Origin of the sequence: Corynebacterium sp. CMW7794 (genome assembly GCF_001563605.1) — a bacterium.
Taxonomy (GTDB): Bacteria; Actinomycetota; Actinomycetes; order Mycobacteriales; family Mycobacteriaceae; genus Corynebacterium; species Corynebacterium phoceense.
The window spans coordinates 95,553-120,991 of sequence record NZ_KQ961781.1 but is presented as its reverse complement, the minus strand read 5'-3'; the positions used below and the strand labels follow the sequence as shown (position 1 = coordinate 120,991).

Annotated in this window: 24 protein-coding genes; 19 read left to right on the top strand and 5 right to left on the bottom strand. The window is 64.4% G+C overall.

Going from position 1 to position 25,439, the window contains the following annotated elements:
* Positions 1-3 precede the first annotated feature (3 nt).
* From HMPREF3227_RS12490 to HMPREF3227_RS12480, 3 genes are read left to right on the top strand one after another with little or no spacing between them, the layout of a single operon-like run.
* On the top strand, positions 4-912 hold the full coding sequence (locus HMPREF3227_RS12490; RefSeq protein ID WP_066513421.1) for a phosphatidylinositol mannoside acyltransferase: 909 nt from the start codon (positions 4-6) through the stop codon (positions 910-912).
* Positions 913-2,001 carry a glycosyltransferase family 4 protein gene (locus tag HMPREF3227_RS12485; protein WP_066513417.1) on the top strand — a complete coding sequence of 363 codons (1,089 nt, stop codon included), beginning with the start codon at positions 913-915 and terminating at the stop codon, positions 1,999-2,001.
* Complete coding sequence (locus HMPREF3227_RS12480) at positions 2,001-2,468, top strand: hypothetical protein (RefSeq protein WP_066493047.1); 468 nt, start codon at positions 2,001-2,003, stop codon at positions 2,466-2,468. Before HMPREF3227_RS12485 ends, HMPREF3227_RS12480 begins: the two co-directional genes overlap by 1 nt.
* A 15-nt stretch (positions 2,469-2,483) precedes the next feature.
* Here the strand turns inward: HMPREF3227_RS12480 and HMPREF3227_RS12475 are convergent, their stop codons facing one another.
* A complete protein-coding gene (locus HMPREF3227_RS12475; RefSeq protein ID WP_082750361.1) occupies positions 2,484-3,851 on the bottom strand; it encodes a glycosyltransferase 87 family protein in 1,368 nt (455 codons plus the stop codon).
* Positions 3,852-4,008: 157 nt separating this feature from the next.
* Here HMPREF3227_RS12475 and HMPREF3227_RS12470 point away from each other — a divergent pair, with 157 nt between their 5' ends.
* The 13 genes from HMPREF3227_RS12470 (at position 4,009) to HMPREF3227_RS14035 (ending at position 19,682) form a co-directional block, all read left to right on the top strand.
* Complete coding sequence (locus HMPREF3227_RS12470; RefSeq protein WP_066493048.1) at positions 4,009-4,854, top strand: acyl-CoA thioesterase; 846 nt, start codon at positions 4,009-4,011, stop codon at positions 4,852-4,854.
* 98 nt (positions 4,855-4,952) lie between these two features.
* Complete coding sequence (locus tag HMPREF3227_RS12465) at positions 4,953-5,711, top strand: YebC/PmpR family DNA-binding transcriptional regulator (RefSeq protein WP_066493050.1); 759 nt, start codon at positions 4,953-4,955, stop codon at positions 5,709-5,711.
* Between the two features lie 95 nt (positions 5,712-5,806).
* The gene (ruvC, locus tag HMPREF3227_RS12460; RefSeq protein ID WP_066513485.1) at positions 5,807-6,370 is read left to right on the top strand and encodes a crossover junction endodeoxyribonuclease RuvC; all 564 of its coding nucleotides are present in this window, start codon (positions 5,807-5,809) and stop codon (positions 6,368-6,370) included.
* A gap of 9 nt (positions 6,371-6,379) precedes the next feature.
* Positions 6,380-6,994, top strand: a complete 615-nt coding sequence (gene ruvA / locus HMPREF3227_RS12455; RefSeq protein WP_066493051.1) for a Holliday junction branch migration protein RuvA — start codon at positions 6,380-6,382, stop codon at positions 6,992-6,994.
* A 19-nt stretch (positions 6,995-7,013) separates the two neighbouring features.
* Positions 7,014-8,126: a Holliday junction branch migration DNA helicase RuvB gene (ruvB, locus tag HMPREF3227_RS12450; protein WP_066493053.1), complete on the top strand. Its 1,113-nt coding sequence runs from the start codon at positions 7,014-7,016 to the stop codon at positions 8,124-8,126.
* A 184-nt stretch (positions 8,127-8,310) separates the two neighbouring features.
* Positions 8,311-8,676 (top strand): preprotein translocase subunit YajC, encoded by a 366-nt coding sequence (gene yajC, locus HMPREF3227_RS12445; RefSeq protein ID WP_066493055.1) that lies wholly within the window; start codon positions 8,311-8,313, stop codon positions 8,674-8,676.
* Positions 8,677-8,939: 263 nt separating this feature from the next.
* Positions 8,940-10,793: a protein translocase subunit SecD gene (gene secD, locus HMPREF3227_RS12440; protein ID WP_066493057.1), complete on the top strand. Its 1,854-nt coding sequence runs from the start codon at positions 8,940-8,942 to the stop codon at positions 10,791-10,793.
* 3 nt (positions 10,794-10,796) lie between these two features.
* A complete protein-coding gene (gene secF, locus HMPREF3227_RS12435) occupies positions 10,797-11,933 on the top strand; it encodes a protein translocase subunit SecF (protein WP_066513416.1) in 1,137 nt (378 codons plus the stop codon).
* A 54-nt stretch (positions 11,934-11,987) separates the two neighbouring features.
* On the top strand, positions 11,988-13,610 hold the full coding sequence (locus HMPREF3227_RS12430; protein WP_231732362.1) for an ABC transporter substrate-binding protein: 1,623 nt from the start codon (positions 11,988-11,990) through the stop codon (positions 13,608-13,610).
* A 29-nt stretch (positions 13,611-13,639) separates the two neighbouring features.
* Positions 13,640-14,185, top strand: a complete 546-nt coding sequence (locus tag HMPREF3227_RS12425; protein ID WP_066513415.1) for an adenine phosphoribosyltransferase — start codon at positions 13,640-13,642, stop codon at positions 14,183-14,185.
* A gap of 84 nt (positions 14,186-14,269) precedes the next feature.
* On the top strand, positions 14,270-16,567 hold the full coding sequence (locus HMPREF3227_RS12420; RefSeq protein WP_066513414.1) for a RelA/SpoT family protein: 2,298 nt from the start codon (positions 14,270-14,272) through the stop codon (positions 16,565-16,567).
* A gap of 222 nt (positions 16,568-16,789) precedes the next feature.
* The gene (locus tag HMPREF3227_RS12415; protein WP_066513482.1) at positions 16,790-18,874 is read left to right on the top strand and encodes a bifunctional metallophosphatase/5'-nucleotidase; all 2,085 of its coding nucleotides are present in this window, start codon (positions 16,790-16,792) and stop codon (positions 18,872-18,874) included.
* Positions 18,875-18,977: 103 nt separating this feature from the next.
* On the top strand, positions 18,978-19,682 hold the full coding sequence (locus tag HMPREF3227_RS14035; protein ID WP_369799448.1) for a DUF421 domain-containing protein: 705 nt from the start codon (positions 18,978-18,980) through the stop codon (positions 19,680-19,682).
* Positions 19,683-19,776: 94 nt separating this feature from the next.
* Here HMPREF3227_RS14035 and HMPREF3227_RS12405 read toward each other — a convergent pair whose 3' ends face one another.
* The 3 genes from HMPREF3227_RS12405 to HMPREF3227_RS12395 form a co-directional block, all read right to left on the bottom strand.
* A complete protein-coding gene (locus HMPREF3227_RS12405) occupies positions 19,777-20,022 on the bottom strand; it encodes a hypothetical protein (RefSeq protein ID WP_066513410.1) in 246 nt (81 codons plus the stop codon).
* A gap of 149 nt (positions 20,023-20,171) precedes the next feature.
* Positions 20,172-20,522 (bottom strand): hypothetical protein, encoded by a 351-nt coding sequence (locus HMPREF3227_RS12400; protein ID WP_066513408.1) that lies wholly within the window; start codon positions 20,520-20,522, stop codon positions 20,172-20,174.
* A 372-nt stretch (positions 20,523-20,894) separates the two neighbouring features.
* The gene (locus HMPREF3227_RS12395) at positions 20,895-21,746 is read right to left on the bottom strand and encodes a peptidylprolyl isomerase (RefSeq protein WP_066513407.1); all 852 of its coding nucleotides are present in this window, start codon (positions 21,744-21,746) and stop codon (positions 20,895-20,897) included.
* A gap of 662 nt (positions 21,747-22,408) precedes the next feature.
* Between HMPREF3227_RS12395 and HMPREF3227_RS12390 the strand changes: the two genes are divergently transcribed.
* Together HMPREF3227_RS12390 and hisS are read left to right on the top strand one after the other, a co-directional pair.
* Positions 22,409-23,053 (top strand): MBL fold metallo-hydrolase, encoded by a 645-nt coding sequence (locus HMPREF3227_RS12390; RefSeq protein WP_066513406.1) that lies wholly within the window; start codon positions 22,409-22,411, stop codon positions 23,051-23,053.
* A 6-nt stretch (positions 23,054-23,059) separates the two neighbouring features.
* On the top strand, positions 23,060-24,340 hold the full coding sequence (gene hisS / locus HMPREF3227_RS12385; protein WP_066513481.1) for a histidine--tRNA ligase: 1,281 nt from the start codon (positions 23,060-23,062) through the stop codon (positions 24,338-24,340).
* Positions 24,341-24,380: 40 nt separating this feature from the next.
* Here the strand turns inward: hisS and HMPREF3227_RS12380 are convergent, their stop codons facing one another.
* Complete coding sequence (locus HMPREF3227_RS12380; RefSeq protein WP_066513403.1) at positions 24,381-24,959, bottom strand: TetR/AcrR family transcriptional regulator; 579 nt, start codon at positions 24,957-24,959, stop codon at positions 24,381-24,383.
* Here HMPREF3227_RS12380 and HMPREF3227_RS12375 point away from each other — a divergent pair.
* A complete protein-coding gene (locus HMPREF3227_RS12375) occupies positions 24,958-25,335 on the top strand; it encodes a hypothetical protein (protein WP_066513402.1) in 378 nt (125 codons plus the stop codon). The two genes, HMPREF3227_RS12380 and HMPREF3227_RS12375, sit on opposite strands and share 2 nt — an antisense overlap.
* The last annotated feature ends 104 nt before the right edge of the window (positions 25,336-25,439 follow it).

Below are 25,439 nucleotides of genomic sequence, written 5' to 3'. Positions count from 1 at the left end.
CGCATGAGCAAGCCTGCTCTCCTGACCGAACACCTTGCCGCCGCCGGTTACCTCGCCGGCTGGCGGCTTGTCCGCTATTTACCGGACTCCGTGGCCTCGTGGATCTTCGAGCGCGGGGCCGATTATGCCTCGGACAACGGCCGGGGCATGGAGATGCTCCGCCGCAACCTGGCGCGTGTCGTGGGCCCGGAGAACGTCACGCGCGAGCTGGTGCGCGATTCGATGCGCTCCTACATGCGCTACTGGAAAGAGGCGTTCCGCCTGCAGGCTTTGCATGAGGATCCGCATCTTCTAGCGAAGCTGAACGCGGGGTTGCAGGGGTTTGAGCATTTCGCGGCATCGGAAAGCACAGGGCGCGGGGTCATCCTGGCGCTGCCGCACTCGGGCAACTGGGACATGGCTGGCGTGACGCTTATCGGGCGCGGCCGATCGTTTACGACGGTGGCCGAGCGGGTCAAGCCTGAAGTCCTCTTCAACGCCTTCGTGGATTTCCGCGAGTCCCTGGGCTTCGAGGTGTTGCCGCTCACGGGCGGGGAGCACCCCATGGCGCACCTTAAGTCTGTGCTCGAGCAAGGAGGCGTCGTGTGCCTGCTCGCCGAGCGCGACCTCACGCGTACCGGCGTCACCGTGAATTTCTTTGGCGAGGAGGCCAACTTCGCGGCGGGCCCGGCGGTCCTCGCGCGGGAGACGGGCGCGGCACTGCACGTCGTGCACTCCTGGTTCGAGGGCGACGGCTGGGGCCTGAGCGTCTCCGAGCCGGTCGAGGTGACGACGGTGGAGGAGACCACTCAGCGCCTCGCCGATGGCTTTGCGGAGAACATCGAGGCGCACCCGGCGGATTGGCATATGCTGCAGCCGGAGTGGAACGTCGACGTAGAGGCGCGTCGCACGCGCCGCGCGAAAGGACAATGAATGAAAATTGGCTTTGTCTGCCCTTATTCTTTCGATGAGCCCGGCGGCGTGCAGGCGCACATCATTGACTTGGCGACGGTACTCATCGAGCGCGGCCACGAGGTCCAGGTGCTGGGCCCCGCGGCGCCGGAAACCTCGCTGCCGGACTTCGTGGTCAAGGGCGGAGGCTCGATTCCCATCAACTACAACGGCTCCGTGGCGCGATTGTCCATTGGACCGCAGGTTGTGCGGACGACGCGTCGGTTTATCCGCGAGGGCAACTTCGACATCCTCCACATTCACGAACCCAATAGTCCGTCCTTTTCCATGGCGGCGCTGCGGATTGCGCAGGGGCCCATCGTGGCGACGTATCACGCCTCGGCGGCAAGTTCGCGGCTGCTCACCATGGCTAAGCCCTTCCTCATGCCCATGCTGGAAAAGGTCCGCGGCGGGATAGCGGTCTCTGAGATGGCACGGCGCTGGCAGGTGGAACAGCTGGGCGGCGACCCTGTGCTCATTCCGAACGGCGTGGATACCTCCGTCTACGCGGCGGCCGCGCGCGAGCCTTCCACTGAGGGCCCTGTGGAGATTGTCTTCTTGGGCCGCCTCGATGAGCCGCGCAAGGGGCTCGACGTCCTGCTCAAGGCCCTGGAGGTTCTGGAGCGCGACGTCCGCGTGACCGTCATGGGCGGCGGCAGCCCGCGCTCCGTGGAGGGTGTGGACTTCGTGGGCCGAGTGTCGGACGCGGAGAAGGCCGAGATTCTCGGTCGCGCGGATATTTATGTCGCGCCGAACCTGGGCGGGGAGTCCTTCGGCATTGTGCTCGTCGAGGCCATGGCGGCCGGCGCGGCCGTCGTCGCCAGCGACCTTGAAGCTTTCGCGGCCGTGTGTGACGCGGACTCGGAACAGCCCGCGGGCCGACTCTTCCGGACCGGCGACGCCGCGGACCTCGCGCTTGCCCTGCGTGAGCTCACTGACTCGCCAGAACAGCGCGCTCGGCTACGCGACGCCGGATGTGCACGGGCTGCGATATATGACTGGGACAACGTGGCCACGCAGGTGCTGCAGGTCTACGAGACGGTCCAGGACGGATCGAAGGTGAGGGCGTAATGGATTATGTGATCGTTGCCGTCGTCGCGATTATCGTCGCGGTTATCCTTGCCTGGGCGTATTTTACGGCGCAGCGGCTCAATCGCCTGCACATACGTATCGACTCTTCGCTCGCGCAGCTCGAGGCGGCGCTAGACCGCCGGGCTGCGGTGGCGGCGGCTCTCGAACCCTCGCTGCGCGAGGCGGCCCGCGCCGCGGAGTCCGCCACGCTTACGGACGGCGCCTTTGAACAGCGAAGCGTGTGCGAGCGCGAACTCACGGCCGACATTGCGCGTGCGTTCCCGCAACGGCCAGCTGAGCTCGTCGAGGCCGAGACCCGGGTGCAGCTCGCGCACCGTTTTTATAACGAAGCGGTGTCCGATACCCGCGCGTTGCGTCTGCGGCCGCTCGTGCGCGGCCTGCGCCTGGGCGGCACGGCGCGCCTGCCGGAGTTCTTTGAATTCGTCGGCCTGCCGGAGGCGCAGTAGTAAGGCGCGGTGACGTTATAGCTTCGGGGAGGGCGCAGAGTGTGGGTGGCTCTGCGCAGGCTGTTCGCGCTGGGGGTCTGCTTCCGCCGCGGGATTGCTGCTCGGCGCAGCGGCTGTGGACGTGACGCCCGGCGTACCGGCCGCTGGCCCGGCGCTCATCGCGCCGCTGCGCGGATTCCGGCAGGCAAGAACGAACCACACCGCGGCGACTAGTGCCATGAGCACGACGAGGACGTTGCGCAGTGCAAGGGCGGCGATGGGCAGAAACTGCGTGCCATCGGGGGAGTAGATGGCCTCGTAGTTGAACGGGTAGACGAAGGTGCCCAGGCCGGCGCAGACGACGGCGAAGACGGCGAGCGTCCACAGCAGCGTGCGCTGCGCGGTGGGCCAGCCGCCGCGCGCCAAGGCGACCACGAGGAGGGGCCCAAGCCACGTGATGTACTGCGTGGAAAAGACCTTGTTCGTCACGATGAGCAGAAGGACCATGAGGACGAAGAAGGCGAGGGTGCTCTCCGGGGTCCAGCCGCCACGGATAAAACGATAGAGGGCCCAGCCCAAGCCGAAGAGGACGACGGCAGCCATGGCGAACGTGGTGATCTGGGTGGCCGTCTCAACGCCGGGGCCGGTGATTTCGAAGCTCTTGGAGGGGGCATAGGCAAGCTTCCATGTGCCCAGGTCGAAGAAGTTGCGGTAGACGAACGGAGTGGCGGCGACGGACTCGATCTGGAGGCCGCGGACCTCTTGGTAATCAAGCGGCGAAGTGAGCCGGTCCACGCCCGCGAAGGCGATGGTCGCGGCGACGACGGCGGCGCCGGTGCCCACGAAGGCTGCAAGTGCGGACCACGTGCGCCCACGGGTGGCCCGGCCCACGATGCCCGCGGCGAGCACGCCCGGCCACAGCTTCATGGCGGTGGCGATAGCCACCATCGCGCCGGACAGAGCCGGGTGCTTGAAGAGGAAGTATCCCGCGGCCGCGACGACGAGGGCGGGGAAGAGGTCGAGACGCAGCAGGAAGACCTGGCCGGCGGCTGTGCCGAAGAAGACCCAGAGCCACGCGGCATCGATGGCAGCCTTCGTCTCAGGATGGCGACGCAGCACGAGCGCCATAAACGCCGCGTCGAGGACGAGGATCATAATGGGGAAGGCGATCCAATAGACGTGGAAGTCGGGTCCGACGAGGCGGGCAAGCAGTGCCGAAGGCAGCTGTCCGAGCCACGGATATTCCGTCATGGCCGTGGGGTCATCCCCGTAGATGCCAAAGTGGTAGTAGTACACGTCGCCCAGCGGATTGTCTTCGAGCTTGATAAACCAGACGGAGAGCAACCGGGCGACGACCCAGCCGACCCACACGGCGGGGACGGAACGGAGGAGACGAGACAACATGCGGGCAACTTTCACGCGGCGAGGGTAGACGTAACCCCTAGAACAATAGCAAGTGAGATCGGTCCTATACTTGCACCGTTGGCCCGGGGTCGCCCGGGCGCCATGAACGGGCGTTAGCGACGTGCTCTAATGTCAGCGGACCACGGAGGAGATCACCATGCAAAGAATCGCGGATGTGCTCGCCTTGCGCGCGACGGACCCGCTCCACGCGGCGACGCAATTCCTGGGTCCCGCGGTGCCTTCGAACATCACGCGGACGTTTGGCGGTCAGGTCGCCGGGCAGGCCCTGCGCGCGGCGCAACACACCGTAGAGGACAAACTCGTCCACTCGCTGCACTGCTACTTCGTGGCGCCGTCTGACTCCACAAAGCCACTGGAGCTGCGGGTGGAAAAGCTTCGCGACGGCCGCTCGTTTTGTGTGCGTGAGACGCGTGCCTACCAGGACGGCGACCTCAAGAACGTCATGATCGCAAGCTTTCACCGCTCTGGTGACTTGGGCCCCAGCCATGCCGCGCCCATGCCGAGGGTTCCGGACGCGGAGACCCTCGAGCCGGCCCCGGCGCACGCGGCATCGGCACGCGTGGTGCTCGGTGACTGGGCGGAGTGGGACATCCGCGTCGTTCCGGACCGGGACATGGATATTCCGTCGCCCACTGGTCGTGGCTTTGGTGACGCGTGGCTGCGCAACACAGCGGCGGACCTGCCGGACGATGACGCGTTCCACCAGGCGGCGCTGACGTATATGACGGACATGCTGCTTCTGCGCGCGACGCTCATCCCGCACTCCGGCGCGCGCGTGCAGATGGCCAGCCTCGATCACGTGGTGTGGTTCTTCCGTCCGCTGCGCGTGACTGACTGGCTGCTTTACCATTTGGATTCGCCATCGGCGGAAAATGGCACGGGGCTCGCGCGCGGCCTCATTTACAACCACCACGGCGAGCTCGTCGCAGCGACGTCCCAGGAAGGACTCACGCGCGCGACCCCTGAGCAACACTGGGCTTAAACCCTGCACGTTAAGGGAGGGTCTTTAAAAACGGCCCAGGCGTAAATCCGTATAATGGGCAACCGAGAAAAATTCGCCAATCCGAAAGGGGATGGACCATGTCCGGCCACTCCAAATGGGCTACCACGAAGCACAAGAAGGCAGCCAACGACGCCAAGCGCGGCAAGGAATTTGCCAAGCTGATCAAGAACATCGAGGTTGCGGCTCGGACTGGTGGTGGCGATCCGGCGGCGAACCCGACCCTCGACGACATGATCAAGAAGGCCAAGAAGGCCTCCGTCCCGAACGACAATATCGAGCGTGCCCGCAAGCGCGGCTCCGGCGAAGAGGCCGGTGGCGCAGACTGGGAGACCATCATGTACGAGGGCTACGGCCCTAACGGCGTGGCCATGCTCATCGAGTGCCTTACCGATAACCGCAACCGTGCGGCCACGGACGTGCGCACCGCGATGTCCAAGAACGGCGGCAACCTGGGTGAGTCCGGTTCCGTGTCCTACATGTTCTCCCGCACCGGCCTGGTCTTCGTGGCCAAGGGCGAGCTGACCGAGGATGACGTCCTCATGGCCGTGCTCGACGCTGGTGCCGAAGAGGTCAACGACTTGCGCGAGCGCTTTGAGGTTGTCTGCGCCCCGGGCGATATCCCGGCCGTTAAGGACGCGCTCACCGAGGCTGGCATTGAGGTCGACGACACGGATAACGATTTCCGTGCTTCCGTCGACGTGCCGCTGCAGGCCAACGACGCGAAGAAGATCTTCCGCCTCATCGACGCCCTCGAGGAGTCGGATGACGTGCAGAACGTCTACACCAACATGGATCTCTCGGACGAGGTCCTCGCTGAGCTCGAGGCTGAAGACTAAGCTTTCGTAGTGTGTCAAGGGGCGCCCGCGCGGCGCCTCTTTTTTGTGCTAATTTATAGAACGTATGTAGTAAAAGGAGGTGGCGCGTGCGCGTCATGGGCATCGACCCGGGGCTTACCCGGTGTGGCTTGTCCGTGGTCCAAACGGGCCGCGGCCGCCAAGTCTTTCCCGTTGCCGTGGGCGTGGCCCGCACGCCGTCGGGCGCGGAGCTGGGGGAGCGTCTCCTGCGCCTGTCGCAGGCGGTGCGCGAATGGACGGATGACTACACGCCGGACGTCGTCGCCATCGAGCGCGTGTTTGAGCGTGGTGAGGTCTCCACAGTCATGCACACGGCCCACGCCGTGGGTGTGCTCGTCCTCGCCGCGGCGGAGCGCGACATCCCCGTCTACATGTACACTCCGTCCGAGGTCAAGAAGGCTATCTCCGGAAACGGCCGCGCGGACAAGAAGCAGATGACGGCCATGATTACCCGTATCCTCGGCCTGACAGCTCCGCCTAAGCCTGCCGATGCCGCCGATGCCCTCGCGTTGGCCGTCTGCCACGCCTGGCGCGCCCCGTTGCTCGCCCGCCAAGCCCAGGCACTCGGCACAGGCTCCGGCGTCGCGCCTGGCACCACTGGCGGCACGAACGCCTCACGCACCCGTACGTCTCATCTCTAGGAGGATTCCATGATTGCTTCCCTGCACGGCGAGGTCATTGATATCGCACTCGACCACGCCGTCATTGAATGCGCGGGCGTGGGCTACAGCGTGCTCGCCACGCCCACCACGCTGTCCATGCTGCGCCGCGGCGAGGAGACCCGAGTGCTGACTTCGCTGGTGGTCAAGGAAGACTCCATGACCCTCTACGGGTTTAGTGATTTTGCAGACCGTGACATGTTCCACACGCTGCAGACCGTCTCCGGCATGGGCGCCAAGCTCGCCATGGCGGCGCTGTCCGTCATGGGCGCGGGCGACCTCGCCGCAGCAATCTCGGGCGGGGACACCAAGCGCCTCCAGTCCATCCCCGGCGTGGGCAAGCGCATGGCCGAACGCATGGCCCTGGAGCTCAAGGACAAGGTGTCTGCCTTTACTTCTGCCGTACCCGACGCCGGAACCTCGGCGCCCACGGCACCCGCCTCGGCCACCGCCACGGTCGACGAAGTCACCGAGGCCCTCATCGGCCTGGGCTTCACAGACAAGGCGGCGCGCCCTGTTGTCGACGCCGTCGTCGCCGCCGAGCCCACTGCTGCGACCTCCGCTGTCCTGCGCGCCGCTCTCGCGCAGCTGGGCCGCGCCAAGTAACTCGTTAGGATAAAAGACCATGAGCGATGTAGAGCGCACCGAATTCAAGCTTCCGGATGATCTCGCGGCCCAGGCCGCGGCGGCCTCGGCGGCCGGTATTCCCGCGACGAACCGCAACGCGGACGTCGACGCCTTCGAGCAGCCCGGCGAGCACGACATCGAGCGTTCCTTGCGCCCCAAGTCGCTCGACGAGTTTATCGGCCAGCCCAAGGTCCGCGAGCAGCTCGCCCTCGTGCTCACTGGCGCCAAGCAGCGCGGCGTGACCCCGGACCACGTCCTGCTCTCCGGGCCTCCGGGCTTGGGTAAAACGACGATGGCGATGATCATCGCCCAGGAACTCGGGACGTCGCTGCGCATGACCTCGGGCCCGGCCCTCGAACGCGCTGGCGACCTCGCGGCGATGCTCTCCAACTTGATGGAAGGCGACGTCCTCTTCATCGACGAGATCCACCGCATCGCCCGCCCCGCCGAGGAAATGCTCTACATGGCGATGGAAGATTTCCGTATTGACGTCATCGTGGGCAAGGGCCCCGGTGCTACCTCCATCCCGCTCGAGATCCCGCCGTTTACGCTTGTGGGCGCGACCACCCGCGCGGGCATGCTCACCGGCCCTCTGCGCGATCGCTTCGGTTTCACCGCGCAGATGGAGTACTACGACACGGAAGACCTCACGCGTGTCATCACCCGCGCGGCGCACATCCTCGGCGTGAAGATCGACCCTGATGCCGCCGTAGAAATCGGTTCCCGTTCCCGCGGCACACCGCGTATCGCCAACCGCTTGCTTCGTCGTGTCCGGGACTTTGCTGAGGTTAATGGTGACGGCCACATCGATCTCGCCGCGGCCCAAGGCGCGCTCGAGGTATTCGACGTCGACGAGATGGGGCTCGACCGTCTCGACCGCGCCGTTCTTCGCGCGCTCATCGTCGGCCACGGCGGTGGCCCCGTGGGCGTGTCCACCCTCGCCGTCGCGGTGGGCGAGGAGCCCTCCACCGTCGAGGAAGTCTGCGAGCCCTACCTCGTGCGCGCCGGCATGGTCGCCCGCACCGGCCGCGGCCGCGTCGCCACCGCCGCCGCCTGGCAGCACCTCGGCCTCGAGCCGCCCGAGGGCACCATCGGCGCGACGCTCTTCTAGCTTCTTGCTCCGAGAGTGCCAACAATGCGTTCCTTCCGCGCGGAATCTTCACCATTTTTGGCAAGTGCCACGGCGTGGGTGCGTCATCGGTTTTAAGGAACGGCGCGCTCGTCCCCGCACGCTGTGAGCGAACGCCCCGCCAGGCTGCAGACGGGCAGGGAAGTGGCATGGCAGACTGGGTGCCATGGATTTCCTTTTGCTTATCGTCCTTCTGCTTGTCCTCTTCGTTCCCTACATTCTTATGATGCGCAAACAGAGCGCGGCGCGTAAGACGGTCGAGTCCTTCCAGGCCTCTCTCACGCCGGGCGCGCGCGTGGTGACTGCGGGCGGCTTCCACGCGACCGTCGTTGCGGTGCGCGAGACCGAGCTCGACGTGGAGATTGCGCCGGGTGTTACCGCCACGGTGGAACGCACCGCGGTTATCCGTCCGGAGTCTGATGCTGCAGTCAGTACGCCGGCTGCCGATACCACGGCGAGCGAGGACTACCCGCCGCTTAACGAGGACGGCCACGATGCACAGGGTGACGCTCAAGGTGGCGCGCAGCGCTAACCGAAGGCAAGAGAGATGGCGCCGTCCGTGTGGGCGGCGCCTTTCGCGATGTGAGAGAACTCAATCGGGGAGCGTGAACCGACGCGCGTGTGGGACAGGGTTGGACTTGTCACACACGCGCGCGTTTTCTTGGGGCGCGTTAAGGAATTGGAGGTGCAAGGAGGTACGATTGTGGATCGTGTCTGCGGCCTAGGTGTGTCACCTTCGCGCCGCAGTGATTATTTTGACCCTTTTATTTCAACGTCCCCAGAGGAGTACATGCCTTGAGCAGCAAGTCTCGCGTGGGTAGCGGCAGCAGATCATGGCCGAAGAAGGCGCTCGCCCTCTTCGTACTTATCATCGCTGTCGTCTACGCCCTGGTTTTCTTCACCGGCAGCAAGTCGCCGACACCGAAGCTCGGTATCGATCTGCAGGGCGGCACCCGCGTCACCCTCGTGCCCCAGGGCGCGGAGCCGACGTCCGAGCAGCTGGCCCAGGCGCGCACCATTCTGGAGCAGCGTGTAAACGGCCAGGGCGTGTCCGGTGCCGAGGTCGTGACAAACGGCAACACGCTCGTTATTACCGTCCCGGGTGAGGACACGGCGCAGGCGCAGGCCGTGGGCCAAACCTCCAAGCTGCTCTTCCGCCCGGTCATGGCGCAGCCCATGCCGGATACCTCGAAGATCAGCAAGGTCGCTGGCGATATGGCCAACCGCTGGGTGAAGTACGGCGTGCTCACTGCAGACGAGGCCAACGCGCGCCTCACGCAGCTGTCGCAGACGCTTACCCAGGCGGGCGCCCAGGCAGAGGCGGAGAAGGTCACTGAGAAGCCGCTGCCGGAGCCGTCTAACTCGATCGAGGAGGCCAAGCGCCGCGACGAAGTGACCGCGATGCTGCTCAAGGACCGCCAGTCCGAGGACGTCACCACGCTCTCGGCGGCCTCGACGCTGCTGCAGTGCACCCCGGGTGCCATCGACCCGCTGGCCGGTGCGGATGATCCGTCCAAGCCGCTCGCGTCCTGTGACTCGACGACGGGTCAGCCGCTGCTGCTCGAGGAAGCCCCGCTGCTCAACGGCATCTCGGACGAAAACGGCACGCGTCTTACCGGTAACGAGATCGACACCGATAAGCCGATCAACGGCGGCCTTAACCCGCAGACCGGCCAGATGGAAATCTCCTTCGCCTTCAAGACGGGCGACGGCCCGAGCGGTTCCCAGACGTGGGCGGACCTCACGCAGGAACGTCTGCAGCAGCAGATCGCCATCACGCTCGACTCGGCTGTTATCTCTGCCCCGGTCATTCAGGGCCAGACGCCGTACGGCTCTTCGACGTCGATTACCGGTAGTTTCACTCAGGACGAGGCACAGTCGCTGGCTAATAACCTGAAGTACGGTGCGCTGCCGCTGTCCTTCGTCGGTGAGAACGGCGAGCCGGGTGGCACGACCGAAATCGTCCCGCCGTCCCTGGGTAAGGCCGCGCTGGAGGCTGGTCTTATCGCCGGCATCGTGGGTCTTATCCTCATCCTCATCTACTCGGTGTTCTACATGCGTGCGCTGTCGGTCTTCTCGATCCTCACGCTGATCGCCTCGGCCTTCCTTACCTTCGGCACCCTCGTGCTGCTGGGCCGTTGGATTGGCTACTCGCTCGACCTGTCCGGTATCGCTGGTCTTATCATCGGCATCGGCGCGACGGCGGACTCCTTCGTCGTTTACTACGAGCGCATCAAGGATGAGTTGCTCGAAGGCCGCACGTTCCGCTCGGCGGTTCATACGGCATGGGAGCGCTCCCGCGCCACCATCGTGACTGGTAACGCCGTCACCCTCATCGGCGCCGTCGTCGTCTACCTCCTCGCCATCGGCGAGGTCAAGGGCTTCGCGTTCACCATGGGCCTCACCACGGCCTTCGACCTGGTTGTGTCCTTCCTCGTCATGGCGCCGCTCATGCAGCTCATCGCTTCCAAGCCCGCGTGGGCTAAGCCTGCGCTCAACGGCCTGGGCGGCATTTTCAACCTCGTCGAGGAGCGTCGCGAGCAGGGCTTCTACGCCAAGCCGGCCAAGAAGTCCGCCTCGACCGAGACGGCCGTCACCCCCGCCGCGAAGAACCCGGCCACCCCGGACACCGCGGAGAAGGAGAACTAAATCATGGCAAGCAAGAAGATTTCCCGCTTCGACCGCCTCTACACCGAAGGCAGCGGCTTCAACGTCATTGGCCGCTCCAAGCTCTGGTACGGCATCACCGTCGGCCTTGTCATCGTGTCCTTCCTGGCTATGCTGCTGCGCGGCTTCAACCTCTCCATCGACTTCGAGGGCGGCACCACGGTCAACATGCCGGCCGCTGACCTCGTCGCGACGGACGTCGCTGACACCTTCGAGGAAGCCACGGGAGTTACCCCGGAGATTGCTCAGGTCGTTGGCTCCGGCGACTCGGCCACCCTGGAGGTCACCTCCGAGCGCCTGAGCCAGGAACAGACGGACGCGGCTCGCCAGGCCATCTACGACAAGTACCAGCCCGTCGACCAGTCGGGTAAGGCCACCCCGGACGCCATTGGTGTCTCCACCGTGTCCGAGTCGTGGGGTTCCTCCATTACCCAGCGCATGCTGCTCGCCATGATCGTCTTCCTTGCGGTCGCTACGGTCTACGTCGCCGTCCGCCTGCAGCGCTCCATGGCGTTTGCCGCCATCTTCGCGCTCATCGTCGACGCCGTCATCATCGCCGGCATCTACGCGCTCTTTGGCTTCGAGGTCTCGCCGGCCGTCATCATCGGTCTGCTCACCGTCCTCACGTTCTCTCTCTACGACTCCGTCATCGTCTTTGACAAGGTCAACGAGAACACCGAGGGCATCACAGGCCAGCGCAAGCACAACTACGCGGAGCAGGCCAACCTCGCCGTCAACCAGACTCTCATGCGTTCGATTTCGACTTCGGTCATCTCGGCCCTGCCGATCATCGCGTTGCTCGTCGTCGCCGTCTGGCTCCTCGGCATTGGTACGCTCCGCGACCTCGCGCTCATTCAGCTCATCGGCGTCATCGAGGGCATCTTCTCCTCGCTGTTCCTCGCCACCCCGCTGCTCGTGTCCATTGCCAATCGCACCAAGGACATCAAGGCCCACAATGCGGAGGTCGCGGCGTTCCGCGCTCGGCATGGTGAGGACGCAGACCCCGAGCTTGCCGATGCCGCCCCGCGCACCGTCGCTTCGCCCGTTGCCGCCGAGCCGGACGCGTTGCCCGCTCCGGCGTCGGAACGCCACGCTGGCGCCACGTGGCGCCCGGGCCGCTAAGCGTCCCGCGCGCCCGAGTCAGTGCCCGCCTCGTCTTCTTCTAAGGAGCACCCCGTGAAACGCCTTCTGGCAACGTTCGCCGCCCTCGCCACCGCATCGACCCTCGTCGCCTGTGGGGCAGGGGACTCCGAAGACAACGCTGCGCCGTCTGCGCCGGTGAGCACGGACTACTTTGGTTACCAGGTCGCCTCGCGCTTGGTGACCACCAACGCTGCGTCGGCTTTCGGCACGGCGACGAATGCGCAAGTGCTTTCCTCGCGCCTCTATCCGGCGGCCTTCGTGCCTGGGCCCGAAGGGCAGATCATCCCGAACACGGATTTGGTGAAGACGGAAGAGCTTCCGGAGCGAGCCGACGGTCTGCGCCAGATTCGCTACACCATCTCCGAGAAGGCGACCTACTCGGATGACATCCCGGTCTCGTGCGAGGACTTCCTGCTGGCGTATACCGCAGGCTCTATGCCTGGAACGTTCGGCTCCGATTTGCCGGTTATGGCCAGCGACGTGGAGGACCTGCAGTGCGCTGCCGGCGCCAAGGACTTCACGCTCGTGCTCAAGAAGGACAAGGGCGGGCGCTGGCGTCACCTCTTTGGCCCGGGTACGGTGCTGCCGTCTCATGTCATCGCCAAGCAGGTGGGCATGAGTCAGGAAGAACTCGTCACGGCGCTTCAGTCCTGGGATCCCGCCACCGTCGAACCCATCGCGGACGTGTGGCGCTTCGGCTTCATGCTCACCAAATTCGACCCTGCTACGCAGGTGTCTTACGGCCCGTTTGTCATCGATAAGGTGGGCTCCGAGGGCGAGGTCGTCCTCAAGCGCAACGAGAACTACTACGGCGATCCGGCCGCGCTTGACACTCTCGTCATTTGGCCGGCGAACGCGGACTCGCGCACACTCAAGGACACGGGCGCGCTGCGTATCGCGGACTCCCCGTCGGCGAAGCCGGAGTGGCTCGACGTCAGCATGGACGACAACCCCTACGAGGTCGAGTCCCACGTGGGCGCGCTCACGGATACGCTCACGCTGTCCGAGGAGGGTCTCTTCGCTGATAAGTCGATGCGCCAGGCCTTTGCCAAGTGCGTCGATGCTGCGGCCATGGCGAAGGCCAGTTCCCGCGTCTCCGGCGTTGATGTCCCGCCGGTCTACCTGCACACTTTGAGCGCCGGCGACCCAATCGCGGCCCAACTCAAGTCCATTGGCGACGCGCACGCGGCGGTGGATGTACAGGGGGCATCGGCAGCCTCTGGCACGACGGTGCGCGTGGGTTACCAGGGACCGGATGAGCGCCTGGCCGCAATGGTCGCGGCGCTCAAGGACGCCTGCGCCCCGGCCGGCATCACCATTGAGGATTCCTCCTCTGACTTCATGTCTAAGGCCTACCTCGAGCTCGACCCGGATACCGGCGCTCCGACCATCGATGCCTTCCTCGGCGCGGTGGATCCGCTGAGCCAATACAGCTCGGCTGATGCTCGCATCGGGGAGGTCGAGGCGCTCAAGAAGGACGAGCTTGCGCTGTGGGACTCCGTGCCTGCCATTCCGGTGGCCGCGCAGCCGCGCACCTTCGTCGTCGACCAGTCCGTGGAAGGAGTGCTGCCGAATACCGGCGCGTCTGGCATAGGCTGGAACATGGACCGTTGGCGCGTAGGGAACGCCCCTGCGGCGGCTTCGACGACCCGTTAGTTGACTAGTTTCTAGGATATAAAGACGTTATGAGCAAGACTTACGCCAGCGCCGCAGAGGCGCTCCAAGACAAGATTCGCCTTGTGCCTAACTTCCCGGCCGAGGGCGTGCTCTTCGAGGACCTCACGCCGGTGCTCGCGGACGCGGAGGCCTTTAGGACGGTCGTCGACGGTCTCGCGGAGGCCTGCGAGGAGCTCGGCGCCGAGCTTATCGGCGGCCTCGATGCCCGCGGCTTCCTGCTGGGCTCGGCCGTGGCCTACAAAATGGGCCTGGGCATCCTCGCCATTCGTAAGGCCGGCAAGCTTCCGCCGCCGGTCCTGCACCAGGATTACTCGCTCGAGTATGGCCACGCGGCCCTGGAAATCCCCGCCGATAGCTCGGAGCTCAAGGGCAAGAAGATTGCCCTCGTCGACGACGTGCTCGCCACCGGCGGCACGCTCTACGGCGCGAAGCTGCTCCTGGAGAAGGCCGGCGCCGAGGTCGTGGGCAACGTCGTCATCATCGAAGTGAAGGGATTGGGCGGGCGTGAGCGCCTAGCGGGACCCCCGCTCGTTGTGTTGGGGAACACAGACTAGACTGAGAAGTCCTAGCACTGTTCCCCGTGCCGCGGCCTAATTCCCGGCGTGGGGGAGCCTTCGAGCAAGAAAGTGGGCGCGCATATGACTAACGACCGCGGCACCAAACGTTCCTCCGGCTCGGGCATGCGCAGCATGTCGGCCCGCCTGGCGCGGTCGCTCACGGGCGGTGGCCGCGTCAAGGTCAACCCGGTCCTTGACCCCTTGCTGTCCATCCACAAGAAGTTTCACCCCCGCGCCGACGTGGCCCTGCTCAACCGTGCGTACACGACCGCCGAGCGCCTGCACGAGGGCGTGTTCCGCAAGTCGGGCGACCCGTACATCACACACCCGCTCGCCGTGGCGACCATTGCTGCGGAGATCGGCATGGACACCACCACCGTCGTCGCGGCCCTACTCCACGACACGGTGGAAGATACGGATTACTCGCTTGATGACTTAACCCGCGACTTTGGTCCGGAGGTCATGCGCCTGGTCGACGGGGTGACGAAGCTCGACAAGGTGGCCCTCGGCGCGGCGGCGGAGGCCGAGACCATCCGCAAGATGGTCGTCGCCATGGCCACGGACCCGCGCGTCCTCGTCATCAAGGTCTGCGACCGTCTCCACAACATGCGGACGATGCGGTTCCTTCCGCCGGAGAAGCAGGCGAAGAAGGCCCGCCAGACGCTCGACGTCATCGCACCGCTCGCGCACCGCCTGGGCATGGCGAGCGTGAAGTGGGAACTCGAGGACCTCGCCTTCGCGATTTTGTACCCCAAGAAGTACGACGAGATCGTGCGCATGGTCGCTGACCGCGCGCCCTCGCGCGATAAGGCGCTGAAAGAAATCATCGACGAAGTCTCGCGCGCACTACGCGAAAATGGCATCGACGCCGAGGTCATGGGCCGCCCGAAGCACTACTGGTCGATTTACCAAAAGATGATCGTCCGCGGACACGAGTTCGCTGAGATCTTTGACCTCGTGGGCATCCGCATCCTCGTGGACGACGTGAACTCCTGTTACGCGGGTATCGGCGTGGTCCACTCCTTGTACTCGGCGCTGCCGGGCCGCTTCAAAGACTACATCTCCTCGCCGCGCTTTGGCGTCTATCAGTCCCTGCACACCACCGTGATGGCTGCTGGCGGCCAGACCCTCGAGGTTCAGGTCCGCACGCACGAGATGCACTACAACGCGGAGTTCGGCGTAGCGGCGCACTGGCGCTACAAGGAGATGAAAGGCAAGAACGGCCACTCAAACGAGGAAGTCGACCAGATGGCGTGGATGCGCCAGCTTCTCGACTGGCAGAAGGAAGCCGCGGACCCCAACGAGTTCCTTGATTCGCTGCGCTATGACCTCACGAGCCAGCAGATCTTTGCCTTTACGCCCAAGGGTGACGTGGTCAACCTGCCCGCCGGCTCTACGCCCGTGGACTTCGCCTACGCCGTCCACACGGAGGTTGGCCACCGCTGCATCGGCGCGAAGGTCAACGGCAAGCTCGTCGCCCTCGAATCGACCCTGAAATCTGGCGACAAGGTGGAGATCTTCACCTCCAAGGACGAGAACGCCGGCCCGTCCCGCGATTGGCAGGAGTTCCTCGTCTCGCCGCGCGCCAAGGCGAAGGTGCGCCAGTGGTTCGCCAAGGAGCGCCGCGAGGAGCACCTTGAGGCCGGCCGTGACGCGCTCGCCGCCGAGGTCCAGCGCGGCGGTCTGCCCATGCACCGCCTGTTTACCGCGCAGTCCATGAAGCAGGTCGTGCAGCAGTTGCACTTTACCGACGTGGACGCGCTCTACACTGCCATCGGCGCGGGCCACGTCTCCGCGCAGCATGTCGCCAACCAGCTCATGGCGCTCTTTGGCGACCAGGACGACGCTGTCGATGCCCTCGCGTCGCGCACCTCGCTGTCCGAGCTCGAGGCCACCGCCAAGGCACACACCGCGGATTCGCACTCGGCGACGGGCGTCCTCGTGGAGGGCAACCCGGACGTCATGGCGAAGCTCGCGAAGTGCTGCCAGCCGGTGCCCGGTGACGAAATCTTTGGCTTCGTCACCCGCGGCGGTGGCGTGTCCGTCCACCGCGCGGACTGCACGAACGCCGAGAAGCTCCGCTCTGAGCCTGAGCGCATGATGCGCGTGGAGTGGGCGACGAGCACGCCTTCCGATGGCGCCTTTGCCGCCACCGTGCAGCTCGAGGCGCTCGACCGTCAAGGCCTGCTCTTCGAGCTCACCCGGATCTTCAGCGACCAGAAGCTCAACGTGCTCAACATGAGCTCCAACCGCGGCGACGACAACATCGCGACCATCCGCTTTACATTCTCCGTCTCCGACATCAAGCAGCTGGGGCAGCTCATGACCTCGCTGCGCAACACGGAAGGCGTCTTCGACGTCTACCGCGTCACGGCCTAGCCGCGCCGCCCCGCCGCCCTTCGCCCCGCAGATTCTTCTGCGGGGCGTTTCGCATGCCGGTAAAGAAACGCGGCGCGACATCATGGTGAAACCTTGATGAATTTCGCGGGCCAGTCGGGTAAAGCTCCTGTTCATTCGTGGGGATTCGCGCTGCGCGCGGTGGGAATTGGCGTTATAAAGAACGTCGTAGTGATCATCCCTCTTTTCTCTTTTGGAGCTTCCATGACCAACTTCCGTCGCTTTGGCCAGCTGCTCGCGGCCACGACCGTCACCGCTACCGTCCTCACCGGCGCACCCGCCGCCTTCGCCGAGGATTCCGTGACTTTCTCCGTCTCCAACATCACGGACCTGCACGGCCACATCGCCAATGGCCTCAACACCGAAGAAGGCGCACAGGAGGGCGACGAGATGGGCGTCGCTCTGCTGCAGTCGCTCATCAAGAAGGTCAACGAGGGCCAGAACTACGCGCTCACCACCTCCGGTGACAACGTCGGCGGCTCCGCCTACATTTCCGCCATCTCCGGCGATGAGTACACGATGGACGCGCTCAACGCCATGGGCGTGGCGGCATCGGCAGTCGGCAACCACGAGTTCGACAAGGGCACCGAGGACCTCATGGGCCGCATCGACGCGAGCTCGGACTTCCCGATCCTTGGCGCCAACATCACGAAGGACGGCAAGCCGCTTCTCGATGCCTCCGTGGTCAAGGAGATCGACGGCGTCAAGGTCGGCTTCGTCGGCTCCGTCACGAAGAACACCGAGAACAAGGTTGCTCCGTCGCTCATCGAGGGCGTGGAGTTTGGCGACCCGGTCGAGGCCACCAACAAGGAGGCTACCCGCCTCAAGGAGTCCGGCGAGGCTGACGTTGTCATCGCGCTGTTCCACGAGGACGCTCAAGAGTACGCCAAGGGCTTTAACAAGGATGTTGACGTTCTCTTCGGTGGCGACACCCACCTGAAGACCCAAGGCACCGTGGAGCGCGAGGGCGCGCTGCCGCTGCAGTGGGCACAGGGCTGGGAGTATGGCAAGCTGCTCAACGACGTGGACATCACCTTCGACCGCGATGCGGACAAGATCACTGACATCAAGCTCACCCAGTACGATGCCACCGCTGCCGCGGAGCTGACCGAGGACGAGGCCATCGCGCAGATCGTCGCCGAGGCAAAGACCAAGGCCGAGGAGCTGGGCAAGGATGTCGTCGGCACGACCGAGCAGGCCATGTTCCGCGGCTCTGACGAGGGCAAGGGTTCCGGCTCCAACCGCGGCGTCGAGTCCACCCTCAATAACTTCATTGCGCAGGCACAGCGTGACTCCGTGGCCAAGGCCACCGGCAAGACCATCGACTTGGGTGTCATGAACGCCGGCGGCGTGCGCGCAGACCTCGACAAGGGCGAGACCACCTACGAGGAAGTCTTCACCGTCCAGCCCTTCGGCAACTCGGTCGCGTACGGCAAGATTTCGGGCAAGGACCTCATCCAGGCTTTTGAGAACCAGTGGCAGCCGGGCAATTCCCGCCCGCGCCTGTCCCTGGGTGTCTCGGACAACGTCTCGGTTGTCTACGATCAGACGGCGGAGCAAGGCATGCGCGTCCAGTCCGTCACCATCGACGGCAAGCAGGTTGAGGCTGAGAAGGACTACACCATCGCGCTGTCCACGTTCCTCATCGGCGGTGGCGACGGCTTCTTCGCCGAGGGAGCTATCAAGGACGTGACTGACCTGGGCTACATGGATACCCAGGCCATGATCGACTACATCAAGGCGGGCGACGCCAAGGTCCGCGCTGGCCAGTCCGACGTGGGCGTCCACATCGACGGCGAGGTTGTCCCGGGCAAGGAGATCACGGTCAACCTGTCCTCCCTCAACTACTCGACCGAGGGCGAGCCGATGGCGAAGACCGTCACCGTGCAGCTCGGCGACGCAAAGGTTACCGCGGACATCGACAACGCGGCGCTGGAAGGCGACGCCCAGCACGGCGAGCGCGGCCGCGCCTCCGTCAAGCTCACTGTTCCGGAAGGCATCACCGGTGCGCAGGAGCTGAAGATCACCACCGACGCGGGCACCAACGTCGCGCTGCCGTTCGACTTCGGCGGCGACGACAAGGGCGACGGCTCGAGCGACAAGGGTTCGAGCGATAACGGCTCCAGCAACAAGGATTCCAGCGCCGACGGTTCCTCCATCGGCGGCGGCATTGCGGCTCTCGTGGCCGTCATCGCCGCGGTTGCTGGCGCGCTCGCCATGGCGGGCAACGCGCTGCCGGAGCCGGTGCGCTCCATCATCGCGCAGCTGCGCGCTCAGCTGAAGATCTAGCATTGAAGTTCTAGCGCTCCCAACCGCACTCAGCGGGGCGTTCCCACCAGAAACGGCAGGGGCGCCCCGCTTTCGTGTTGCTGCGGATAGTAGGGTCGAAGACGTGAAAGTTCTAGGCAATGAGCTCGTGTACCAACTCGGCATCGAACCCCATCGCATCATCGTCGTTGTTGTCGCGACCGTGGGGATCTATTTGGCCTTTATGATTCTGGTCAAACTCTTCGGTTCGCGAGTGCTCACGTCCATGTCCGCGTCTGATGCCGTCATCATCATTATGTTCGGTGCCGTCTCAGGCCGTGTCATCGTGGGTAATCCACCCACGCTCGCCGCGGGCGTTGTCGGCCTGGCAACCCTTATGGCGCTCGAGGCCGCCTTTGGTACCGTGCGTCGCTACGTGGGCTGGTCGCGTTTCATCGACCGCCGTCCTGTCCTCCTCATGTACAAGGGCCGCAAGCACGTGGAGAACATGCAGTTTGCGCACATCAGTAATTCGGACATCATCTCGGCCATACGCAAGGCCGGCTTGGGACGCTTCCAAGATGTGCAGGCTATGGTTCTTGAGCCTACCGGCCAGATATCCATCGTGAAATCGGGCCAACCGCTCGACAACGCCATTCTCGCCGACGCACGCGGCGCCGTGGAGCTTTGTGAACAGATCGAGGCCGAACAACGCGAAGCAGAAGCTGCCGCAGCTGAAGAATCCAGCGGGGGAGAGACGCGGGTTGAAAGCAGGGGCACGGCTCAGCAACCAGCGAATCCGCCGACGCTCGACCTCAACCCGGCGAATCCCCCTAAGGATTCGAACTAGCGCGGATTCGTCGGAGCACATGAGAAACGCCCCGGCGGTGGACTCCAGAATCTAGGAGTCGCCGCCGGGGCGTTGGTGCGTTCGCAGGTAGAGACTACGCAGCGAAAGACATGGCGCTGTCGAGCGCCTTGATGATGGAGGTGAAGATGGAGATCCAGTCGCGGATCTCGCCCGGGCTCACCTCTTCGTCATCGTCGGAAGAGCCAGCGAAGAAGCTGTCGCTCGAGCCAGACTCGGTAGCGGTGACGTCGTCCTCAGCGGCGGCGAAGCCGGTGCCGGCGAAGGTGAGGGCGATGGCGGTCGCACCAGCAACGAGGGTCTTACGGATGGAGTGCTGCATGGAAGTTCCTTTGATTCAGGGTGATGGGGTGGGGATAAGTAGGCTGGTGAGACGGAACGCTTAGACGAAACCGCCCTCGCAACTAGAAAAGGTGGAGGGCGGCTATCTATTCTTCAGTCAAGAAATGCGCGGTGCGCTCTGACTTCTTCTTAGAACGGAAGGTCGAAGTACTTGCCCAGGAATGCAAGCAGGGTGCCCAGGGCGCCGATGACGGCGGTGAAGACGGCGATCCAGTCGCGGATCTCCTTCGGCTCCATGTCGCTGATGGAGGAACCCTCGTCCTTCTTGTCATTTGCGTCTGTGGTGGTCTTAGGCTTCTTGGAGTCGTCTGCATCCTTGGAGCCATCCTTGGAAGGAGTGGGGGTGGCGGTTGCGGTTGCCGTGGGAGTGGCGGTTGCGCTGGGGGTGTTGTCCTGAGCGGAGGCAACGGAAGCGCCACCGAAAGCAACGGCAACGGCGGTAGCGGAGGCAATGAGCGCCTTGCGGGAGAAGAACTTCATGTTGTGAATCCTTAAAAAGAAGTCGCGGTGTTACAGACGCGTCTGATAGTAACGGTGTCGTTATAGCTTTGCAAGCGCTTTTTGATGATCAACCCCAACCTGTTATTTCCCTGTGAGCTTGAAAGTTGGGTGGAATGTGCCTGTTAGGTCTATGAGCTGGGCACTTACCTGAGAGTTTTAAGTTTTGTCGCCAGAAATTAAATGACGCGGGTGTAATTTTGTGTCGACCGTCACAGCTGGCTTGAGGTGAATATTAAGTGGAGGAGAGGCTTTCAGAACGCCGGCGCGTGCGACGGTGGGTGAAGGGGGCATCGGAAAGCTAGGGAAAACGAAGAAAGCCCGCCCCGGTGAGGGCGGGCTGGGATAGCAGTATTAGGCGACCGAGACGGACTCGATCTTGACTTCCTTGGCGGGGGCGCCATCGGTGGCGCCGTCTTGAATGCCGAGGCGGGCGATCTTGTCCACGGTCTCCATGCCTTTGTCAGTCACGGTGCCGAAGTAGGTGTAGGCCGGAGCCAGCGGGGAATCGGCGTAGTTAATGAAGAACTGCGAGCCGTTGGTGTCCAGACCGCTGTTCGCCATGGCGAGCGAGCCCTTGGGGTAGGTCACTGGGGAGGACTGATCCTCGATCTCATCGGTGGGGTACTCGTTAGCGAACTGGAAGCCTGGGCCGCCGGAGCCGGTGCCGGTGGGGTCGCCACACTGGATGACGAAAATGCCAGACGAGGTCATGCGGTGGCAGACCGAGTCATCGTAGTAGCCCTGCTTGGCCAGGGAGGTAATGGCGTTGACGGTGCACGGTGCGAGCGCGCGATCGAGCTCCATGGGGATATCGCCCTGGTTGGTCTTGAACGTGACCTTGGCGGTGCCCTCGGTGGAGATGTCCTTGCCGTCTGGAACCTTGGCGCCGTTGTTGTCGGAACCCTGGGACTCGTTGTAGGTGCACTCCACGGTCTTTTCCAGCGGCGTGGCGCGCTTTCCGGTAAGGGCGACGGCCTCCGGGGTGGCGGTCGTGGTGGCGGCCTGGGAGGACTCGGCGACCGACGCTGCGTCGTCGTTGCTGCGGGTGGCCATGTACGTAATGCCGCCGCCGATGGCGAGAATCGCGAGGAGGGAGGCGAGCACGACGCCGAGCGGGCGGGCCTTTTCTTTGCGGTCGCGGGACTTGAGCTCGCGCTCAAGCTGGTTGAGCGCCTCTGCGCCGCGCTGGGAGTTATCAGCCACTGGAGTTCTACGCTTTCTGTAGGTAACGGGCACGTTTCGGGGCCTCCGTTCGCGCCGCGTGCGGTGGGGCCCGCGGCGTGAGGAAGCTAGCGCCATTATCTTACGCGACGCGGTGTCCACGGTTTCACACGTGGGCACGCTGATCATCCCTTATCGCTGGATTAACAATTACTGTATTGCCCTTTTGGATTGCCGCAATCACTTTTACGAGAGCTCCGCAGCGCCGAATGGCGAGGTGCCGAAGTCTTCTCCCGTTCGAGCTCGTGGGCGCTCGCTTCAAGCCGATGTAAGGACTCGGGCTTCGCTGGCAAGCGCCTGGTGCTGTCCATCTTCCCGTTGATTGATACGGAAGCGTGCAGTTCCTCTGTACGCGAGTTGAATGAGCGCGCGGCCTGCATGGAGGTGTATATCGAATCACCTGCCGTTCGCGCTGGCGCGTTTCTGCTCGGCGGAGAATATTGAAAACGTTGTGACGGACTTCCGCTTCACGTGTGGTGATGATTGCGGCAAGACCATCCCTACTTCGCCGGCGAACGGCCTGCGTGCGAGCGGCGTTGTGGTCATAGACCCCTATTCGGAGCTCAGTCTCTGAGTTTGAGCGCCAGTCCGATGACGACGCAGCCATCGACGCGCTCTATTCACCGCGCGGTAGGCTCGCCTCCATGGATATTTATGGATTCGGAGCCGGCCCCTACAAAGCGAATACCTATCTTGTCGCCAACGGTGCGCGCGCCTTTGTTGTCGATCCTGGCCTCCATGCGCGCCAGCGTGTGCTCGATCTCGTGGCGGAGCACTCGTTGACGCTTGAGGCTATTGTGCTCACGCACGGCCACGTGGACCACTCGCGCGAGGCGGGGGACCTCGCGGCGGAGCTCGATATTCCGGTCTATATTCACCCGGACGATGAATTCTTCCTCGACAAGGCCAAGGGCATGTCCGAGCAGTCCCGTCAGCTCTTCGATGCGGAGAATATGCTCCCCATCAAGGACCTGCGCTATCTTTCCGGCTCCACCCTGGAGCTTGCCGATGCCCCCTTTACCCTCCGCCATGCCCCCGGTCACTCGCCCGGGTGCGTGCTCATTATCGGCGAGGATTTTGCGCTCACGGGCGACGTGCTCTTCCGCGGCTCCATCGGCCGCACGGATCTTTTTGGTTCGGATCCGGAGGCTATGCAGGCCTCGCTGCGCGGACCTGTGTGGGAGCTTGACGATAAGCTTGCTATTCTGCCTGGCCACGGGCCCACGTCCACCATGCGCGCGGAGAGGGCGACCAATCCGTTCCTCATCCAGATTGGGGAGGTAATGTAAGTGGCCGTGAGTGATAAGAAGCAGTTTAAGGCCCTGTCCGCGCCGAAGGGTGTGCCGGATTATGTTCCGCCGCAGTCGGCTACTTTCTACAAGGTCCGCGAGACCATGGTGCGCGAGGCGCATCTGTCTGGCTTCCAGCACATCGAGCTGCCCATCTTCGAAGACACCGCGCTCTTTGCCCGCGGCGTGGGCGAGTCCACGGACGTCGTGACGAAGGAGATGTACACCTTCGCCGACCGTGGCGACCGATCCGTGACGCTGCGCCCAGAGGGCACCGCCGGTGTCATGCGCGCCGTCATCGAGCACAACCTGGACCGCGGCCAGCTTCCGGTCAAGCTCAACTACTTTGGCCCGTTTTTCCGCTACGAGCGCCCGCAGGCCGGCCGTTACCGTCAGCTCCAGCAGGTGGGCGTCGAGGCCATCGGCGTCGACGATCCGGCGCTCGACGCTGAGGTCGTAGCCCTGGCCGACCGCTCTTTCCGCGCCCTCGGTCTCTCTCAGTTCCGCCTCGAGCTCATGAGCCTGGGTGATAACACGTGCCGTCCGGCCTACCGGGAGAAGCTGCAGGCGTTCCTCTTCAAGCTGCCGCTCGATGAGGAGACCCGCCACCGCGCGGAGATCAACCCGCTGCGCGTGCTCGACGATAAGCGTGCCGAGGTGCAGGAGATGACCGCGGATGCGCCGCTCATGCTTGACTACCTGTCGCCGGAGTGCCAGGAGCACTTCGAGACCGTCACGGGTCTCCTCGACGACATGGGCGTGGAGTACACCATCAATCCGCGCATGGTTCGCGGCCTCGACTACTACACGAAGACGTGCTTCGAGTTCGTCCACCCGCTCCTTGGCGCGCAGTCGGGCATCGGCGGCGGCGGCCGCTACGACGGACTCATGTCGCAACTGGGCGGCCAGGAGCTTTCCGGCATCGGCTACGGCCTGGGCGTCGACCGCGCGCTGCTCGCGCTCGAGGCCGAGGGCATTGAGCTCGAGGGCACTTCCTCCCGCGTCGACGTCTTCGGCGTGGCGCTGGGTGCCGAGGCGAAGAAGAAGATGGCGCTCATCGTCAACGACCTGCGCAAGGCTGGCATTTCCGCCGATATGTCCTTCGGCGACCGCGGCCTCAAGGGCGCGATGAAGGGCGCGGACCGCGCCGGTGCCCGCTTCGCCCTCGTTCTCGGCGACCAGGAGCTTGCCAACGGCACGGTGGCGCTCAAGGACCTCGCGGCCCACGAGCAGCACGACGTGCAGCTCGCGGACGTTGCCTCCGAGATTTCTTCGCGTCTGGCCTAGCAACTCGTCCTCCCCGCGCCCGCGTGGCGCGGGGATTTTCCTATTCTTGGTGTCCTGCGCGCACGCCGGCGAGGTAGAGGTCAACCATCTGCGCCTCGATGTCGGGCTGATACTCGGCGAGATCCACCGTGCGGGGGCGGGTGAGCGCAAGCAGTCCCGTCACGAATTCGAGGTGGGTCACGCCCGGACCGATGGCGCCGGCCGCCTGACCGCGTGCGATAAAACGGTCGCCGCCGGCGATGAGCTTCTCCAGCTCGGGCAGCAGCGTCGGGTCAAGCGCAGAGAGTTGCTCGGGGACGAATACCGGGACGAGTGTGGCCGCGCCGATATCGAGCAAGGCCTGGGCGTAGTCATGCACGAGTGCCTGTGCTGCCGCGGCGTCCGCGTCCTCGAGCTGGTGGTTGATGTCTTGCTGACGCTCGAGAAACGCGAGGCCCATGCGCTCGGTACACGCGATGGCGAGGGCGTCCTTGTCGGCGAAGTTGCGGTAGAGCGTGGCAATGCCCACGCCGGCACGCTCGGCGACGCGGTCAAGGGTGACCTCTGGACCCTGGGTGCGGAAGAGCTCGATGGCGGCGTCGATGAGGGCATCGCGGCGGCGGAGGGCATCGGCACGCATGTGGAGACACTACTTTCTAGATATAGACGAGACGGGTTTCGTGTACGACGCGGCGCGGTCCAGGGGCGCTACCGGTTGGTCACTGCGTTGGCGGGCGGGAGGCGGCATCGGGCAGCAGGCCGAGCAGAAGGTCAACGAGGTTGCGGTGCTCAGTGCCGTCGAGGCCCAGATCCGTCTTGGGGATGTTATCGGGGACCGCACGCAGCGCGCCGAACTCGCGCTCGCGTGTGCTCTCCGCGGCAAGAAGGTCCGTGACCTGGTAGTAATGACGTTGCCCATCGCGTTCGGCGACGACGTTGATTTCTTGGGCTGGTGGCCACCGTATGCCGGGCTCTGGCCAACGGTGACGGACAATCCGCGTCAGCGCAGCTCTTGAAAGACGATGTTTTCTAAGACCAGCTCGATGTCTGCCGCTTTGAGCTGGGGTGTCGTTTATAATCGACAGCCCAGCTCCGGGGTGTGCGCGAAGAGAAACTGGTG